The sequence below is a fragment of the Streptosporangium sandarakinum genome (genome assembly GCF_050942225.1).
Classification (GTDB): Bacteria; Actinomycetota; Actinomycetes; order Streptosporangiales; family Streptosporangiaceae; genus Streptosporangium; species Streptosporangium nondiastaticum.
This window is the reverse complement of record NZ_CP192034.1, coordinates 3,273,611-3,289,053: the sequence shown is the minus strand read 5'-3', so window position 1 is coordinate 3,289,053 and position 15,443 is coordinate 3,273,611. Positions and strand designations below refer to the sequence as shown.

The 15,443-nt window shown below is 73.1% G+C and carries 17 protein-coding genes; 6 read left to right on the top strand and 11 right to left on the bottom strand.

The features are described 5' to 3' along the window. Positions 1-134: 134 nt before the first annotated feature. From ACQP10_RS15065 to ACQP10_RS15055, 3 genes are all read right to left on the bottom strand, one after another. Positions 135-1,301, bottom strand: a complete 1,167-nt coding sequence (locus ACQP10_RS15065; protein WP_433541564.1) for an alpha/beta hydrolase — start codon at positions 1,299-1,301, stop codon at positions 135-137. Positions 1,302-1,638: 337 nt separating this feature from the next. Continuing rightward, positions 1,639-2,517 (bottom strand): alpha/beta fold hydrolase, encoded by an 879-nt coding sequence (locus ACQP10_RS15060; protein ID WP_346023278.1) that lies wholly within the window; start codon positions 2,515-2,517, stop codon positions 1,639-1,641. Positions 2,518-2,627: 110 nt separating this feature from the next. Then, positions 2,628-3,089, bottom strand: a complete 462-nt coding sequence (locus ACQP10_RS15055; RefSeq protein WP_346023277.1) for a nuclear transport factor 2 family protein — start codon at positions 3,087-3,089, stop codon at positions 2,628-2,630. Between the two features lie 89 nt (positions 3,090-3,178). Here ACQP10_RS15055 and ACQP10_RS15050 point away from each other — a divergent pair, with 89 nt between their 5' ends. Next, complete coding sequence (locus tag ACQP10_RS15050; RefSeq protein ID WP_346023276.1) at positions 3,179-3,748, top strand: TetR/AcrR family transcriptional regulator; 570 nt, start codon at positions 3,179-3,181, stop codon at positions 3,746-3,748. Between the two features lie 162 nt (positions 3,749-3,910). Here ACQP10_RS15050 and ACQP10_RS15045 read toward each other — a convergent pair whose 3' ends face one another. Continuing rightward, positions 3,911-4,354 carry a hypothetical protein gene (locus ACQP10_RS15045; protein WP_433541563.1) on the bottom strand — a complete coding sequence of 148 codons (444 nt, stop codon included), beginning with the start codon at positions 4,352-4,354 and terminating at the stop codon, positions 3,911-3,913. Positions 4,355-4,475: 121 nt separating this feature from the next. Here ACQP10_RS15045 and ACQP10_RS15040 point away from each other — a divergent pair, with 121 nt between their 5' ends. The 4 genes from ACQP10_RS15040 (at position 4,476) to ACQP10_RS15025 (ending at position 7,526) form a co-directional block, all read left to right on the top strand. Then, on the top strand, positions 4,476-5,177 hold the full coding sequence (locus tag ACQP10_RS15040; protein WP_433541562.1) for a hypothetical protein: 702 nt from the start codon (positions 4,476-4,478) through the stop codon (positions 5,175-5,177). A 75-nt stretch (positions 5,178-5,252) separates the two neighbouring features. Beyond that, entirely contained in the window at positions 5,253-6,011 is a 759-nt protein-coding gene (locus tag ACQP10_RS15035) for a YcnI family copper-binding membrane protein (RefSeq protein ID WP_346023273.1), read from the top strand. Positions 6,012-6,447: 436 nt separating this feature from the next. Next, the gene (locus ACQP10_RS15030; protein ID WP_389995302.1) at positions 6,448-7,014 is read left to right on the top strand and encodes a hypothetical protein; all 567 of its coding nucleotides are present in this window, start codon (positions 6,448-6,450) and stop codon (positions 7,012-7,014) included. A 20-nt stretch (positions 7,015-7,034) separates the two neighbouring features. Beyond that, entirely contained in the window at positions 7,035-7,526 is a 492-nt protein-coding gene (locus tag ACQP10_RS15025) for a hypothetical protein (RefSeq protein WP_433541561.1), read from the top strand. An 81-nt stretch (positions 7,527-7,607) separates the two neighbouring features. Here the strand turns inward: ACQP10_RS15025 and ACQP10_RS15020 are convergent, their stop codons facing one another. The 5 genes from ACQP10_RS15020 to ACQP10_RS15000 form a co-directional block, all read right to left on the bottom strand. Then, positions 7,608-8,330 (bottom strand): alpha/beta fold hydrolase, encoded by a 723-nt coding sequence (locus tag ACQP10_RS15020; RefSeq protein WP_346023270.1) that lies wholly within the window; start codon positions 8,328-8,330, stop codon positions 7,608-7,610. A 146-nt stretch (positions 8,331-8,476) separates the two neighbouring features. Further along, a complete protein-coding gene (locus tag ACQP10_RS15015) occupies positions 8,477-9,238 on the bottom strand; it encodes a 4'-phosphopantetheinyl transferase family protein (protein WP_389995296.1) in 762 nt (253 codons plus the stop codon). A 24-nt stretch (positions 9,239-9,262) separates the two neighbouring features. Continuing rightward, positions 9,263-9,532: a hypothetical protein gene (locus ACQP10_RS15010; RefSeq protein WP_179817949.1), complete on the bottom strand. Its 270-nt coding sequence runs from the start codon at positions 9,530-9,532 to the stop codon at positions 9,263-9,265. A 555-nt stretch (positions 9,533-10,087) separates the two neighbouring features. Then, positions 10,088-11,629, bottom strand: a complete 1,542-nt coding sequence (locus ACQP10_RS15005; RefSeq protein WP_433541904.1) for an acyl-CoA carboxylase subunit beta — start codon at positions 11,627-11,629, stop codon at positions 10,088-10,090. Between the two features lie 319 nt (positions 11,630-11,948). Next, positions 11,949-13,115 carry an NAD-dependent epimerase/dehydratase family protein gene (locus ACQP10_RS15000; RefSeq protein WP_433541560.1) on the bottom strand — a complete coding sequence of 389 codons (1,167 nt, stop codon included), beginning with the start codon at positions 13,113-13,115 and terminating at the stop codon, positions 11,949-11,951. A 292-nt stretch (positions 13,116-13,407) separates the two neighbouring features. Between ACQP10_RS15000 and ACQP10_RS14995 the strand changes: the two genes are divergently transcribed. Next, complete coding sequence (locus ACQP10_RS14995; RefSeq protein ID WP_346023267.1) at positions 13,408-13,713, top strand: hypothetical protein; 306 nt, start codon at positions 13,408-13,410, stop codon at positions 13,711-13,713. A gap of 135 nt (positions 13,714-13,848) precedes the next feature. Here ACQP10_RS14995 and ACQP10_RS14990 read toward each other — a convergent pair whose 3' ends face one another. Together ACQP10_RS14990 and ACQP10_RS14985 are read right to left on the bottom strand one after the other, a co-directional pair. Then, a complete protein-coding gene (locus tag ACQP10_RS14990) occupies positions 13,849-14,835 on the bottom strand; it encodes a helix-turn-helix transcriptional regulator (RefSeq protein ID WP_346023266.1) in 987 nt (328 codons plus the stop codon). Between the two features lie 113 nt (positions 14,836-14,948). Then, on the bottom strand, positions 14,949-15,401 hold the full coding sequence (locus ACQP10_RS14985) for a MarR family winged helix-turn-helix transcriptional regulator (protein WP_346023265.1): 453 nt from the start codon (positions 15,399-15,401) through the stop codon (positions 14,949-14,951). Positions 15,402-15,443 lie beyond the last annotated feature (42 nt).

Genomic DNA, 15,443 nt, shown 5'->3' with positions numbered 1-15,443 from the left:
CCGGGGCCGGGACGCCCGGAGAGCGGACGCGGCCCGGCACCGGGACGCCCGGAGAGCGGCACGACCGGACACCGGGTCACCCGGAGACCGGCGCGGCCGGGCACCGGGACGCCCGAGGCCGTGGCGCCCGGAGGTCAGGCGGCGGCCGAGCCGGACGGCGCCGGCAGGTCCCGGGCCGTCACGGCGCCGGGCCGCGCGAGATCCTCGGCCGTCACGGCGCCCGGCCGCGCCAGGTCCTCCGCCGCCGCGGTGCCCGGCCGTACGGTTTCCCCGGCCGCCACCAGGCCGGAATCGCCGGAGAGGTCCGGCGCCGGAAGGCCGGGGGCCTCCGCGGGACCGGACCCGGCCGACAGGCCCCGGGCCGCCGCGAGAAACCGGTCGATGTGCCGGAAGACCTGACGCGCCTCGGGCAGGACGTCGGCCAGGATGGCGAAGACGTGCGGCATCCGCCGCCACTCCTCGTAGGTCACCGGTACTCCCCCGGCCCTCGCCCGCTCGGCCACGCGGCGCCCGTCGTCCCGGAGGACCTCGGTGGAACCGGTCACGACCATCAACGGCGGCAGCCCCCGGTAGTCGCCGAAGACCGGGGACACCAGGGGGTCGCGCACGTCCAGGCCCGCCGTCCAGCGGCGGGCCAGCCAGTCCACCCGGCCGGCCGGGATCAGCGGATCCACCAGCCGGTTGACCCGCCGCGGCACGTCCGTCAGGTCCGCCCACGGCGACAGGCACACCGCCGCCGACGGCAGCGGCGACCCCCGGTCGCGCAGCGCCAGCAGCGCGGTGAGGGTCAGGTGACCGCCCGCCGAGTCCCCGGCGAACAGGATCCTCGCCGGATCGTAGCCGCGCTCCAGCAGGCACCCGTACGCGGTGATCGCGTCCTGGAGGGACTCGGTGGGCCGGTGGACCGGACCCTGCCGGTAGTCCACGGCCAGCACCGGACGCCGGGCGACCGCCGACAGACGCCAGGTGATCGCCCGGTGGGTCGCCGGGGAGCAGGCGAAGTAACCGCCGCCGTGGAAGTAGAGCAGCACCCCGCTCTCGTCGAGGTCCTCCCCCGCGCGGACCCACTCCCCCCGGCAGACCCCGGTGTCGTCCCGGGTCACCCGCACGTGGGAGGGCAGACGCACCGGCACCCGCGCGGCGAGGGCGGCGAGCTGGGAACCGGCGGTCACCCCGGCCTCGGAGCGGAGCAACAGGCCGGCGAGCGGTTTGAAGGTCCCGCGCATCATCGCGTTGAGAGCCGCGGCCTGCCAGCTCACCGGATAGCCGGGACAGACGTCCACGTCGATCTCGTCATGCATGCGGACCTCCCGCAGGGCCGCGAGCGCGGACCTGCCGAAAGGCCGTGCACGCGGACCTTCTGTAAAGAGGATTCCCCACGGCGGATCCCCCTACTCCCCCCGCCGGGCCACCCGTTCCCCGCTCCACCATCCGAGATCCGTTGCCGGGCCCGGGGCCGGCGCCCTTCCCGGCCGCCCCGGTCCGCCTTCATCGACATCACCGAGATCATTCAGCGGTTGGAGCGCCGGCCGCCGCTTTCACCACCCCCGCCCACCACCTGACGAACGACCACCGCCCCCCCGGTGGATCGTCGGATCCACCGGGGAGGCGTGGCTCCGGCGGGGATGGAGACGCTGCTCAGGCCGTGGCGACCTTGCGGTCGAGGAAGTCGCGGACGAGGGCGGCGATTTCGGTTCCGTGGGTGGCGAGGGCGAAGTGGCCCGCGTCCAGGAGGTGGATCTCGGCGTCGGGCAGGTCGCGGGCGAAGGCCTTGGCGCCTTCGGGGCCGAAGATCTCGTCGTTCTGGCCCCAGGCGACCAGGACGGGCGGCCGGTGGGTGCGGAAGTACTCCTGGAAGGCGGGGTAGCCGTCGAGGTTGAACTGGTAGTCCCAGAACAGCTGGAGCTGGATCTCCTTGTTGCCCGGACGGTCCAGGTACGCCTGGTCCAGCACCCAGGCGTCCGGGTTGACGTGCTCCAGCAGGTCGGCGGGTACACCGTGGGTGTGCTGCCAGCGGGTCGCCTCGGCGGTCAGCAGCCGGCGGACGGCGGGCTCGTTGGCGGCCCGATCCTTGGCGTGGGCGAACAGCACGTCCCAGAACGGGGTGAAGCCCTCGATGTAGGCGTTGCCGCTCTGGCTGACGATGGCGGTGACCCGTTCGGGGTGGCGGGAGGCGATGCGCAGTCCGATGGGGGCACCGTAGTCCTGGATGTAGAGGGCGAACCGGTCGAGCCCGAGCGTGTCGAGCAGTTCCAAGGTGATCTCGGTGAGCTTGTCGAAGCTGTAGTCGAACTCCTCCACCGGAGGCATCGCCGACTGTCCGAAGCCGATGTGGTCGGGCGCGATCAGGTGATACGAGTCGGCCAGGTCGGCGATCAGGTCGCGGTACATGGCCGAGCTGCTCGGGAAGCCATGCAGCAGGAGCAGTGTGGGGTTGGCGCGGTCGCCGGCCTCTCGGTAGAAGACGGGCAGTCCCTGGATCTCGACGGTGGTGTGGCGGATCTGCTGGACGGTCATCTCAGTGCTCTTCTCTCAGGTGGTGTGTCGGGTTCTCTGTGACGGGCGAGGGCCGATGCCACGGCGGCGACACCGCGCGGCAAGGGTGACGTCGGCGCCTGGTGGCGGGGCTATCGCAGCGGGATGTCGGTCCCGTGTTCGCCCCGTGGGCGGGGACCGTGGATGCGCCTGTCGGCCTCGGTGATGGCGACGTCGTCGATGCTCGCCTCGCGGCGTCGCATGAGACCGCGGTCGTCGAACTCCCACAGTTCATTGCCGTAGCTGCGCCACCACCGGCCTGCCGCGTCGTGCCACTCGTACTGGAACCGGACGGCGATCCGGTCGTCCTCGAATGCCCAGAGGCTCTTGCGCAGCGCGTAGTCCAGTTCGCGTTCCCACTTGCGCGCCAGGAAGGCGACGATCTCCTCCCGGCCTCTGACGAACGTGTCTCGGTTCCGCCACAGCGAGTCCGGCGTGTAGGCCGACGCCACGCGGTGGGGATCGCGGGTGTTCCATGCGTCCTCGGCCGCCTGGACCTTCCGCAGGGCCGTCTCGCGGGTGAACGGCGGATAGGGCGGGCGATCTTCTGACAATGGGGCCTCCTCAGGTCGAGAACGGTCGTTCTCAAGCGGTGGGCGCCCTAAGATAGAGAACGATCGTTCTCAGTGTCAAGGAGGTGCGGATGCCGGCCCCGATCAGCGACGAACAGACGCGACTGGACCGTGAGGCGCTGCTCGACGTGGCGGAGAGGCTGTTCTACGAGCGAGGGATTCAGGCGGTCGGCATGGACAAGATCCGTGCGGCGTCCGACCTGCCGCTCAAGCGGATCTACCGGCTCTTCGCCGCCAAGGAGGACCTCGTCGTCGCGATGCTCCGACGCCGGGATCAGCGCTGGCGGAGGAGTCTGGCGGACCGTGTGGAGCAGGTCGCGGATCCTCGGGAGCGGGTCCTGGCGGTCTTCGACTGGCTCACGGACTGGTTCGCCGAGCCCGGTTTCCGCGGATGCGTCTGGATCAACGCCCACGGCGAGCTCGGCTCCTCGTCCGAGGCGGTGCTCGCTGAGGTCCGATCGCACAAACAGGCGTTCCACGACCAGATCGCCGCGTGGGTCCACGCCGCCGGGACGTCGGCGGCCGAACCCATCTTCCTGCTCGCCGAAGGGGCCATCGTGACCGCCGGTATCAGCGGCGACCCCGCACCGGCCCGGCACGCACGCGCCGCCGCCGCGATGCTGCTCGGGACGCCCTCATGACCCGGCCGCACCCGCCGGCGACCTGTCGGCCCACCCGGCGGCGAGAGCCGCGCGAGCCGGACGATTCGAGTGGTCTCCCGGCCGCCTTCGCGCCCGGCGGAACACACCGCTCACGGCCGAGACGCACCCCGCCGGAATCACGGCCGGAGCACCGGTCCGCGTTCAGTGGTCGTCGTAGTCCTCGTCGTAGTCCTCGTCGCGGACCCGGGGCGCCCAGCGGGAGGGCATGAGGACGGGCAGGAAGAGGGCGACGCCCACGAGGGCGTAGACGTCGGCGGCCAGCAGCACGCCCATGCCCCGGCCGGCCTGCAGGAGCGCGGCGGGCAGGGAGGGGTCGCGCGGGACCAGGTCCGTGGCGCGGGCGGGGTCGAGGGCGTAGACCACGGTCCAGGCGAGCAGGACGATCGACGGGACGAACGCGGCCATCGGGGAGACCCGGCCGGAGGCCACCAGCCCGAGCAGGAGGCCGACGCCCGCCATGACGCCCAGCGCGGTCCAGGACCTCGGGCCGCCGAGCGCGAAGGCCGCCGCCGCAGACAGTCCCTCCTGTACGGCCCAGCCGGCTCCGCCCAGCAGGGCGGCGGTGAGAAGCAGCCCGACCAGCAAACCGGAAAAATGTCGCATGGACCCCGCCTAGCTACGAACTGCCTGTCGTGCTCGCGGCAACCATAGCTGCAAAAGACCAGAAAAGGCAGGCGTTGACGGTACGTGAGAACATGTGGGCACCATGCGTGCCCATCTCCCCCTGCGCCTCGCCCGCGCGGCGGCCTTCTCGGCCGTGTGCGTGGCGCTGGCCGTCGCCGGCCACCGGGCCGCGGGCGGGTCCGGGCCCGAGCCGCAGGCGGTGGCCGCCGCCTGGACGGCCGTCGCGGCGGCGACGGCGGTGCTCGCCGGGCGCGAGCGCTCCGCCACGGTGATCAGTGCCGGTCTGGGGGCCGCGCAGCTCGTCCTGCACGAGCTGTTCGCCTACGGCGACCCCTCGGGGATCTCCCTGGTCACGCACTCCCACGGCCAGGGTCTGGGCGAGGGCCTGGGCATGCTTCTCGCGCACCTGACCGCCACGCTGCTCACCGGCTGGTGGCTGGCCCGCGGCGAGGCCGCCCTGTGGACGCTGCTGCGCGCCGCGGGCCGGCGCCTCGGCGCGGCGCTGCGGCTGCTCCCTCCCCCGCCATGCCGCCCGCTCCCCCGCGCGCGGCCGTCGCCTCCGTCCCGCTCCTCCCGGCGCGGGGCGTCCTGCGGCACATCGTCAGCCGGCGCGGCCCTCCACTCCCCGCCGCCTGATCTCTTTTCCCGTGCCTTCCCGGCACCGCGGAATCCGTCCCTTCGCGCGGGAACCGTTCCGCGCCGGGCGGCGGCCACCGCGCCCGCGTCCGTGCGCGGCGTGACCGCCGCCGGCCGTCGCACGCCCGTGATCGGTGCGCGCCCGTGATCAGTGCGCGCCGTGGTCCCGTCGCGGGGTTCCGCGCCTCCTCCGAACGTCCCGAACCCCGAAGTGGAGAATCCCATGTCGTTCCCCGCAGCGTTCCGCCGTCTGGCCGCCGTGACCGCCGGCGCCGCCGCCCTCACCATCGGCCTCGCCGTGCCCGCGCTCGCGCACGTGAGCATCAACCCCGGCACCGCCGAGCAGGGCGGCTTCACCAAGGTCGCCTTCCGGGTCCCCAACGAGCGCGACAAGGACTCGACGAGCAAGGTCGAGGTGTCCTTCCCGCTCGACCACCCGCTGCCGTTCGTCTCGGTCAAGCCGGTGCCCGGCTGGAAGGTCAAGGTGACCGAGGGCAAGCTGCCCAAGCCGGTCACCACCGAGTACGGCGAGATCACCGAGGCCGTCACCAAGGTGACCTGGTCGGGCGGGAAGATCGAGCCCGGCCAGTTCCAGGAGTTCGAGGTGTCCATGGGCGCGCTGCCCGAGGACACCGACCGCCTCCTCTTCCCCACGACCCAGACCTACGACGGCGGCGAGGTCGTCAAGTGGGCCGACGAGCCCAAGGCCGACGGCTCCGAGCCGGAACACCCGGCCCCGGTGCTGCGGCTCACCCCGGCCGCCGCCGGCGGCGACGGCCACGGCACCGGTACGGCGAGCCCCTCGGCGGCCCCGGCCGCGACGGACGCCTCGCCTGCCGCGCCGTCGGTCACCGCGGTCGCGGCCTCCGGCGCGGACTCCTCCGACGGCACCGCCCGCGCGCTGGGCGTCGCCGGTCTGGTCCTCGGGCTCGTCGGCGCCGTGGCCGGCGTGCTGGGCCTGCGCCGCGGCCGTAACGCCTGAGAGGAGCACCCGAGAGTGCCTTGGGACGCCTGAGAGAGCGTCCGAGCGAGCGCCTGAGAACGCTTGAGAGCGCCTGAGCGCGTCTGAGGGACGGCGGGCCGCGCACCGGAGAACCGGTGCGCGGCCCGTCGGCTCGAACCCGCCCGGACCGGGCCGCCGCCGGGACCCACCGCCCGGACCCGCCGCCCGGACCAGGCCCGCGGTCCGAACCGGGCCGCGGCCCGCGGTCCGAACCCGGCCGCGGCCCGGCGTCAGGCCGGAAATTCACGCCGGAGCACTGGAAAATCAGCACTCGCCGATAAACACTCGTGGGGGCCCGGCGGAAAAATCGACCCTGCGGCCCGCGGTTCCCGCCTCCGGGATGCGGAACGCGGGGCGTCGGGGATCGCGGTCCGCGTGACGGCACACGGTCACGACCCCGAAGCGAGGTTCGCGCATGGCAACCGAGACAGTCTCAGCACGTCCATCCGGCGGATGGGTCTCCGCGCTCAACACCCGGCACCACAGGACGGCACTCGGCGTCTACATGCTGATCGTCCTCGGCCACTGGGCCGAGCACATCGTCCAGGCCATCCAGATCTACGTCCTGGGCTGGACGGTCCCGGAGGCACGCGGCGTCCTGGGCATGCCGTTCCCCTGGCTGGTCACCTCCGAGTGGATGCACTACGGCTACGCACTGATCATGCTGATCGGCCTGATCCTGCTCCGGCACGGCTTCACCGGCAGGTCGCGCACCTGGTGGAACATCTCCCTCGGCATCCAGGTCTGGCACCACTTCGAGCACCTGCTGCTGCTCAGCCAGGCGATGAGCGGCTACCACCTGCTGGGACGCCCCACCGTGACCAGCGTCATCCAGCTCCTGGTGCCGCGGGTGGAGTTGCACCTGTTCTACAACACCCTCGTGTTCATCCCCATGGTGGTCGCGATGGTCCTCCACCGGCGTCCCCGCGCGTCGGAGCGCTCGCTGATGCGGTGCACCTGCGCGGTCGCGCACCAGTGGTGAGGCGGCACGGCGGGCCCGCGGTGAGGAGGCGCTCCCCCTTCTTCAACACGGTCCTGACGTTCGTCGCGGTCTTCCTGCTCTACCTGGCCGTGCCGAACATCGGCCCGGTCGTCCGCGCCGCGCGGGCCGACGGGATCGACGGCAGGTTCACCGCGCGGCAGCTCGAGTGCGTCCAGCACCCCGGGCACGAGTCCTGCACCTGGATGGGCGACTTCCGCTCCGCCGACGGCACGGTCCGCAGGAACGGGATCGCGCTGTACGGGAGCTCCCGCGAGTCGCTGCGGGCCGGGCAGGAGACCCCTGCCGTGGACGTCGGCCGTCCCCGCCAGGTGTACGGCCCGGGCGGCTCCATGGAGTGGGTCTTCACCGGGCTGCTGCTCCTGATCGGGGTCGCCATCCCGGTGTACCTGTACGGCGGGCCGCTGCGCCGCGCGCTCACCGGCCGCGGGGCACCCGGGACGCCCGGTGACGCGGGCCGCCCGGAGCCGCAGGAGTCGGAACCGGTCCGCTGAGGGCCGGTGCGAGGGCCCGGCCGGCGGCCGGGCCCTCGTCGCGCGGTCGCGGGTGTTCTCACGGCCGGCTCTTCCGGGTGCTCAGGAGTGCCGGGCCGCGACCTGGTCGAGGAGGGCGGCGAGGTGGCCGGGGGCCGAGACCATGGGCCAGTGGCCGGTGTCGATGGTGCGGAAGTCCCAGGTCGGCGCGGCGCGCATGGCCGAGACGTCGGCGGACACCCGGCCGCCGAAGTGCTCCATCGAGCACATGACGTAGGTGGCCCGCTGCTGCGCCAGCGGGCGCGTCAGGACGGCGGACTCGGCGACGGTGCGCCCGGGGTGGCCGACGAAGCGCCTGGCGAGCCAGCCGGCCTGGCGGCGGGAGAGCCCCTGGCCGTCGGCCACGACCGACGCGTCGGGAGCCGGCCAGCGGCCGTTGTTGGCGGCGATGAGCCGCAGTTCCTCGGCGCGCAGGCGCTCGGGGAAGGCGTGCAGCATCGACTTGCCGTCGTGGGGCAGGAACGCCTCGACGAACACCGTGTGCGCCACCCGGTCGCGGGCCCGGTCGGCCACCAGGCCGGCCACGATACCCGAGTAGCTGTGCCCCACGACGATGACGTCGCGCAGGTCGTCCCTCTCGATGGTCGCCAGGACGTGGCCGACGTGCGTCTCCAGCCCGACGTCGGCGACGTCGGCCTCGGCGGTGGTCAGGCCCGGCAGCGTGACCGCGTGGACCCGGTGGCCGTGGCCGCGCAGGCGCCGCGCCACCGGCTCCCAGGCCCAGGCGCCCATCCACGGGCCGGGGATGAGAACGAAGTTCTTCATGAGGAGTCCGTTTCCCCTGCTTCCGGCCGGTCCGCGCCTCGTGGGAGGCGCGTTCCGGCGGTGGGACATCGTCGTTGTCGAAGGTCCGGCGATGGCGACGCCCATCGCCATTCAGCAGTCCGGCGCCGGGTCCCGTCAAGCTTTCGTCAGGCGGCCTTACCGGATGCCCCGGCGAGGGAGGCCCGGTCGAGGACGGCGGCGTCGGACTCCACGACCCGGACGTCGGGGTTCCCGGTGAGGATCGCCACCACCCCGACGTAGCCGTATCCGGGGTCCAGCGGCAGGAGCCGCACCCCGTCCACGGGGACGTCCAGCGGCCAGCTCAGCAGCGCGGGCCTCTCGTCCGGGCCGCTGACCTCGACGCGGTCCGGGGAGATCCGCAACCCGTGCCCGGTTGCCTTCAGTGCCGCCTCCTTGCGCACCCACGTCCGGGCGAACGCCTCGTACCGCTCGTCGCCGGGAAGCGACTCCAGGGTCCTGCGCTCGGCCGGCGTCAGCGCGCACCGCGCCAGCTCGTCGACCGAGGTCGTCGGCACCGCCTCCACGTCCACGCCCAGCGGCCCCTCGGCCGTCAGCGCGACCCCGACCCGGTCGCCCGAGTGGGAGATCGAGACGTGCAGCGGGGGCCCGCCGGTGTGGATCCGCGGTTTGCCGTGGTTCCTGGCGCAGTCCGAGCACGACCTGTCGACCGCCACGTCCTCCGGGCGGAGGCCGAGCTGGGCGCCGGCCGTGACCCGCAGCAGCCAGGCCCCGGTGAGGAAGCGGCGCAGGTCCGGCTCGCGCCGGAAGCGCGCCGCCCGCTCCAGTTCGCTGGGGCTCAGCACCTCGGTCAGGCCCTCGATCGTCCCCTGCCGCGGATCGGCCCACCACACGTGGCACTCGCCCGCCGACAGAACAGAAGTGATCATCGATCTTCTCCTTGTCGCAGCGTTCTACTCGCGGTGACCGGCGGACAGGGCGCGGCAGGTCACCAGTTCCAGGTGGCTGACCTCCGGCCTGGCGAGGATCCGGACCACCTCGGCGCGGATCTGCGCGCTCGTGGCCTCCTCCTCGGCGCGTACCCGGATGACGATGTCACCGGCCGCCTGCCTGAGGTCCTTGTGCCATTCCTCCGGAAGAAGCGCCAGAACCCGGATTCCGTCTACCGGAGAATTCGGTATCGGTCGCCCGTCGATATGGCGCATCGTCAACTGAACCAGCATGAGCCACGGTCCTTCTCCCATTTACCGGCCCATCGGAAAAGACCGGTTCCTCGACGTTTCACGCCCGTCCGGATGAACGGCCGCCCCAGCGAACCTCCCGAATTCACCTGATGAGGGCCGGGTCATCGTCCCTTCGATGCCCCCGCCGTCCGGCGTGGTCGGTGATTCGTTCTCACACCCTCAACTCTGCGATGCGGGATGGGGCGGGACCAGGCTTCGGCGAGGCAGCAAGTTGCACGTGGGTAGCCGCATCCTGTCACCGGCCGGCGGGCGTGACGGGGCCCTACGGGACGCGCCGGGGTGTACGGGGGCGGCGTGCGGGACGGCGGCCGGAGCGGGGCGCGCGGACCGGCGTACGGGGCGGCGGCGGGACGGGGCGTACGGGTCAGCGTGCGAGGTGGCGGCGGGACGGGGCGTACGGGACGGCGGCGGGGCGGGGTGCCGCGGGCCGGCGTGCGGGGCGGCGCGGAGGTGGTGCGGGAGTGAGGCGGTGAACACGAAGGAGCCGTGCCTCGATGTTCGAGGCACGGCTCCGGGGGGCGGGCGCGGCGGACGTCAGAGGGGCACGTTCCCGTGCTTGCGCCGGGCCCCGGCCCTGCGCTTGTCGCGCAGCATCGCCAGCCCGCGGGCGACCGCCGACCGGGTCTCCACGGGGTCGATCACGTCGTCGACCAGCCCCCGCTCGGCGGCGTAGTACGGATGGACGAGCTCCTCGACGTACCGGCCGAGCAGTTCCGCGCGCAGCGCGGCGGGGTCGGCCGCGGCGACGAGGTCCTTGCGGTAGATGACGTTCACCGCGCCCTCGGCGCCCATCACGGCGATCTCGTTGGTCGGCCACGCGAGCGACAGGTCGGTGCCGATGGAGCGGGAGTCCATCACGATGTAGGCCCCGCCGTACGCCTTGCGCACGATGACCTGGACGCGGGGCACGGTGGCCTCGCAGTAGGCGTACAGCAGCTTGGCGCCGTGCCGGATGACCCCGGCGTACTCCTGGTCGGTGCCCGGCAGGAAGCCGGGCACGTCCACCAGGGTCACCAGCGGGATGCCGAAGGCATCGCAGAAACGCACGAAGCGGGCGGCCTTCTGGGACGCGGCGACGTCCAGCACGCCGGCGAGCACCATGGGCTGGTTGCCGACCAGGCCGACCACCTCGCCGTCGATCCTGGCGAGCGCGCAGATCACGTTGGGCGCCCAGCCCTGGTGCAGTTCCAGGAAGTCCCCGTCGTCCACCAGTTCGGCGATGACCAGGCGCATGTCGTAGGGCTTGTTCGGCTCGACGGGCACGATCTCGGCCAGCCGGGGCCGCGGGTCGTCGGTCGCGCCGCGGGACGGATGGCGGGGCGGCGGTTCCTGGTTGTTGCCCGGCAGCATCGAGACGAGGTAGCGCACCTCGGCCAGACAGCTCTCCTCGTCGTCGTGCACGAACGTGGCCACCCCCGACCGGGTGCCGTGCACCTGCGCGCCGCCGAGCTGGGCGTGGGTGACCCGCTGGCCGGTCACCACCTCCACGACGTCGGGACCCGTCAGGTAGAGCTGGGCGTTCTCACCGGCCATGAAGGTGAAGTCGGCCAGCGCCGTGGAGTAGGCCGCGCCGCCCGCGCAGGGCCCGAGCACGACGCTGATCTGCGGGATGACCCCGGACGCCTGGACGTTGCGCTGGAAGATGCCGCCGTAGCCGTTGAGCGACATCACCCCCTCCTGGATCCGGGCGCCGCCGCTGTCGTTCAGCCCGATGAACGGCGAGCCGGTGGCGATCGCCAGGTCCATCACCTTCTGGATCTTCAGGGCGTGCGCCTCACCGAGCGAGCCGCCGAAGACGGTGAAGTCCTGGGCGTAGACGAACACGCGGCGGCCGTGGATCGTGCCCGATCCGGCGACCACGCCGTCGGTGTACGGGCGCTGCCGCTCCATCTTGAGGCCGTGCGCCCGGTGCCGCCGGTACATCTCCACCTCGACGAACGACCCCTCGTCGAGCAGCAGGTCCAGCCGCTCGCGGGCCGTGCGCTTGCCGAGCCTGTGCTGGCGGGCGACGGCCTCGCCGTTTCCGGCGGCGATGCCGTCCCGCAGCCGGCCGTGCTCCTCGCGCAGCGCCCGCATGGAGCGGGACGCCGGCCGGGCGGCCGTCGCGGGCGGTACGGCCGTCGCGGGCGGTGCGGGGGTACGGCCGGCCCGGGGTGCGGCCAGCGCCGCCGGTACGGCCGGCGGCACGTCGTCACAGCCGCCGGCGGGCGCTGCGGGCCCGGCGGGCCGGTCGCCGGCGGGCGCCACGGGGCGGACGGCGAGGTCCTCCCTGGCGGGCGCCGGCGCCGGTATGGATACGGCGTCGAGTTCCGAGATACTCACTGGAGATCCTCCCTCAGGTGTTGCACGCGCCGGCGTGCCGGGTGACCCCGGCCGCCCGCGGCCACGTGGGGCGTCACCTCACGAGCGCGGGCGCCGGGTAGGCGAGGCCGGCGCGACCGGCGGGCAGGTGCCCGCTCTCGCACAGCCACCGCACCGTGTCCCCGACGGTCTCGGCCAGGGGGCGCGGGGTGATCCCGCCCGCGCCGGCGGTTCCGGCGGGGCGTCCGGCGTGGGCGCAGGTGTGGATGGCGCCGTACTCGGCGGGGATGTGCCACGGCCACACCCGCTGCACCAGGTCGGCGAGCAGGCCGACCGGGATCATCGTCGCCGCGGGCAGGAAGGCCGCCGGCAGGGCGCGGCCGGTGACCTCGCGCAGCACCCGGACGTACTCCCGGGTCGTCACGTACCGGCCGGGCCCGAAGTGGCGGCCCGTCTCCGGACCGCCCGGCCCGGCGGGCGCGGCGTCACATGCGGCGTGCGGGGCGGACCCGGTGCGCGCGGTGAGCGCGATGGTCGCGGTATTCCGTACGGCGGGCGTGGCGTCCGGTGCGGTCAGCAGCCGGGCGTGCAACGCCGCGGTGTCCCGCACGTCGCCCAGCGGGAACCCGCCCGCCGGCCACAGCGGCATCAGTCCGCGCAGCGCGTCGCGCAGCCTGGCCGTCTGGTCGCCCAGGTTGGGGTCGTGCGGCCCGAGCAGGGCGGGCGGGTAGGTGATCACCACCGGGGCGCCCTCGGCCTGGTGGCGGCGGGCCACCAGCTCGGCCGCGGCCTTGGTCGCCGCGTAGGTCTCGCGCGGGCGGGCGACGGGCGACCGCTCGTCGATCGTCCCGGGCCGTGCCGGGGACGACGGGTCGCGTGAGGGCTCCGGGGCCAGGGCCACGACGGTGGAGACGTGGATGATCGGCCCGCCGACGGCGCGCCGCGCGGCGCCGAGGACGACCTCGGTGCCGCGCTCGTTGACCCGGCGCATCCGCGCCCGCAGCCTGCTGTCGAAGGAGTAGACCGACGCCGCGTGCAGCACCGCGTCGGCCCCGCGCACGGCCCCGGCCACGCTTCTCTCGTCGGTCACGTCGCCCGCCACCACGTCCACGGCCGACGGCTCGACGTGCAGGGGCGCCAGCGCGCGCTCCACCTTCGAGGGGTCGCGGACCAGCATGCGGACCCGGTGGCCCGCGCTCACCATCGCCGCGATCGAATGGGCGCCGACGAATCCGGTGCCGCCGGTGACAGTTACGAGCATCGGTTCACCTCTCCCAATCCCCACCAGTCAAAGGCGGCGGGCCGTCCGGTGTCACCTCCTGTTGTGCTTGCCGCCGAACGCGCACCTCACGGACCGTCCGGCCCTTCCTGGAAATGCGTGGCCGATTGCTGTCACAAGGCCCTTATCCCGGGGCAGGGGGCTGGCAGGAAGTGGTAACCGGTATGCAACTTGCTGCCTCCGCCAAGCCTGGTCCGGGCCCTTCCGGGAACGCAGAGTTGATTGTGCGAGGACGACTCGCCGAGAAAACGAAGAACGAGAAAGAGGCAGTGATATGAAGAACCTGACCGCCTTCCCGGCGAACTACAGGAACATCGTCAAGGGCGCCGTCGCGGTCGCCTCCGGCGCGCTGGTGATGACCTTCGCGGCCGGCGCCCCGGAGGCGGTGGCCGGGCAGGCCGGCGGGCGGCACGCGGCGGTGCTGGCCGACGGCAACACCTGGGGCTCGGCCGCGCAGGGCGACGGCAACACCTGGGGCTCCGCCGCGCGGGGCGACGGCAACACCTGGGGTGTCCTGGCGGAGGGTCCCGGCAACACCTGGGGCTCCGCCGCGCGGGGCGACGGCAACACCTGGGGCTGACCGAAGAGGACCTCCGGGTGGCAGGCGGATCTCCCCGAGGCGACCGACCGGCGTGTCAACGCCGCCGGCGAGGCCTCCCCGGAGAATCCCGCCCGGAGCGGAGGACGCCCGCCGGCCGATGACCGGGGCGGCCGGTCAGATCCAGTTCTCCTCCTTGGCCCGCAGCGCGGCCTGGAAGCGGTTGACCGCGCCGAGGCGGGCCATGAGGTCGGCGACGTAGCGGCGGTAGGTCCGCACCGAGATGTCCAGCTCGCGGGCGGCGATCTCGTCCTTGTCGGCCGTGGCCATCACCTCCAGCACCCGCTGCTCCATCTCCGAGAGCAGCGGCTGCTCAGTGGAGGGCTCGATGAACTCGCGGAGGTCGACGGCGGACTTCCACATGCCCTCGAAGTAGATCACGAGCTGGGACACCAGGCCCGGCTCCCTGACCAGCAGGGCGCCCCTGGCGCTCTCCTTGGGGTCGATCGGCACGACCGCCACGCTCCGGTCGTAGATCAGCATGCGGTCCATGGGCTGCTCGGTGATGCGCACCTCGCCGCCGAGGCTGACCAGCTCGCGGAGGTAGGAGAGCATGAAGGCGTCTTCGAGCGCCTTGGGGTGGTACACCCCTTTGATCGACAGGCCGCGGCGCAGCGAGCGGGTGTCCAGCGGCAGCGCCGACTCGATCATCACCCGGCTGAACGGCCCGCCGGGGTGCAGGCAGAGCGTCTCCTTGTAGGAGAAGAAGGCGAGGTCGTCGAGCCGCTGGCGGACCCGGTCGGCGCCCTCGACCCGTTCGATGTCGAGGGCCGTCGCGGCGCGCTCCCCCTCCTGCTTGTCCTCCATGAAGACCGAGATGGCGTCGCGCGCCGCGAGGACGCGCAGGACCTCGGCGTTGAGCTCGTTGAGCCGCTTCTCCACCAGGCGCTCGATGCCGATCCGCGGCTCGGTGGCCACGACCCGGTGCCGGTCGTGCAGGTCGAGCAGACCCAGCCGGCCGAGTGTCTCGACGGTGGACTCCACGAGATCCGGATCGAGGCCCAACGCCTCGGGAACGGAGTCGACGCCCTCCCCCCGGTGCCGGAGGAAGTATCGATAGATCTCCACCGCCTCCGGCGAGATGCCGATGACGGACACGTCCACGGCTCACCTCCCGGCCATGCGCACCCGTCCCCAAAGGCGGGCGAACCGCCCCGCCATACAGGTGCGCCTGCCTACAATCTAACAACAAAGAGATAATCAGTAAATCGGCATATCTAGCCGATGACCCCCTGAACGGCCAGGTGAGCAAGAACGCGGTCGAGGTGTGCCCGGTCCTCGGCCGTCAGGCCGCCGAGCAGTCTGTCGTGGACCGTCTCGGTCACCGGGCGCAGCACGTCGGCGAGCAGGGCGTGGCCCGCGCCGGTCAGCCGTACGGCGTAGGCGCGGCGGTCGGCGGGATCACGCGCGCGATCGACCAGCCCTCTCTCCTCCAGGGCGTCGATGAGGTGGACCATGGTCGAGCGGTCCACCCCCAGGCGGCGGCCGATCTCCTGCTGGGACAGCGGGCCCGCGGCCTGCAGCAGGCCGAGCACGCCGTAGTCGCGCCAGCGCAGGCCCTCGCCCCGCAGCGCCTCCTCCGTCTCGGCGACGACCCGCCGGGCAGCCTCGTGCAGCAGCCAGCCGGTCGTCCCGGCGAGCATCTCCGTGGCGGGGGCCGAGCCTCTCACGCCGTCCATGGTCACCGCGTCCCCTCCCGGCTCACCGCGTCC

What these genes read in the sequence shown, in the direction of transcription:
- ACQP10_RS15065 (WP_433541564.1), bottom strand. Translation starts at nt 1,301, where the DNA reads ATGCATGACGAGATCGACGTGGACGTCTGTCCCGGCTATCCGGTGAGC.
- ACQP10_RS15060 (WP_346023278.1), bottom strand. Translation starts at nt 2,517, where the DNA reads ATGACCGTCCAGCAGATCCGCCACACCACCGTCGAGATCCAGGGACTG.
- ACQP10_RS15050 (WP_346023276.1), top strand. Translation starts at nt 3,179, where the DNA reads ATGCCGGCCCCGATCAGCGACGAACAGACGCGACTGGACCGTGAGGCG.
- ACQP10_RS15040 (WP_433541562.1), top strand. Translation starts at nt 4,476, where the DNA reads ATGCGTGCCCATCTCCCCCTGCGCCTCGCCCGCGCGGCGGCCTTCTCG.
- ACQP10_RS15035 (WP_346023273.1), top strand. Translation starts at nt 5,253, where the DNA reads ATGTCGTTCCCCGCAGCGTTCCGCCGTCTGGCCGCCGTGACCGCCGGC.
- ACQP10_RS15030 (WP_389995302.1), top strand. Translation starts at nt 6,448, where the DNA reads ATGGCAACCGAGACAGTCTCAGCACGTCCATCCGGCGGATGGGTCTCC.
- ACQP10_RS15020 (WP_346023270.1), bottom strand. Translation starts at nt 8,330, where the DNA reads ATGAAGAACTTCGTTCTCATCCCCGGCCCGTGGATGGGCGCCTGGGCC.
- ACQP10_RS15015 (WP_389995296.1), bottom strand. Translation starts at nt 9,238, where the DNA reads ATGATCACTTCTGTTCTGTCGGCGGGCGAGTGCCACGTGTGGTGGGCC.
- ACQP10_RS15010 (WP_179817949.1), bottom strand. Translation starts at nt 9,532, where the DNA reads ATGCTGGTTCAGTTGACGATGCGCCATATCGACGGGCGACCGATACCG.
- ACQP10_RS15005 (WP_433541904.1), bottom strand. Translation starts at nt 11,629, where the DNA reads ATGCGGGCGCTGCGCGAGGAGCACGGCCGGCTGCGGGACGGCATCGCC.
- ACQP10_RS15000 (WP_433541560.1), bottom strand. Translation starts at nt 13,115, where the DNA reads ATGCTCGTAACTGTCACCGGCGGCACCGGATTCGTCGGCGCCCATTCG.
- ACQP10_RS14995 (WP_346023267.1), top strand. Translation starts at nt 13,408, where the DNA reads ATGAAGAACCTGACCGCCTTCCCGGCGAACTACAGGAACATCGTCAAG.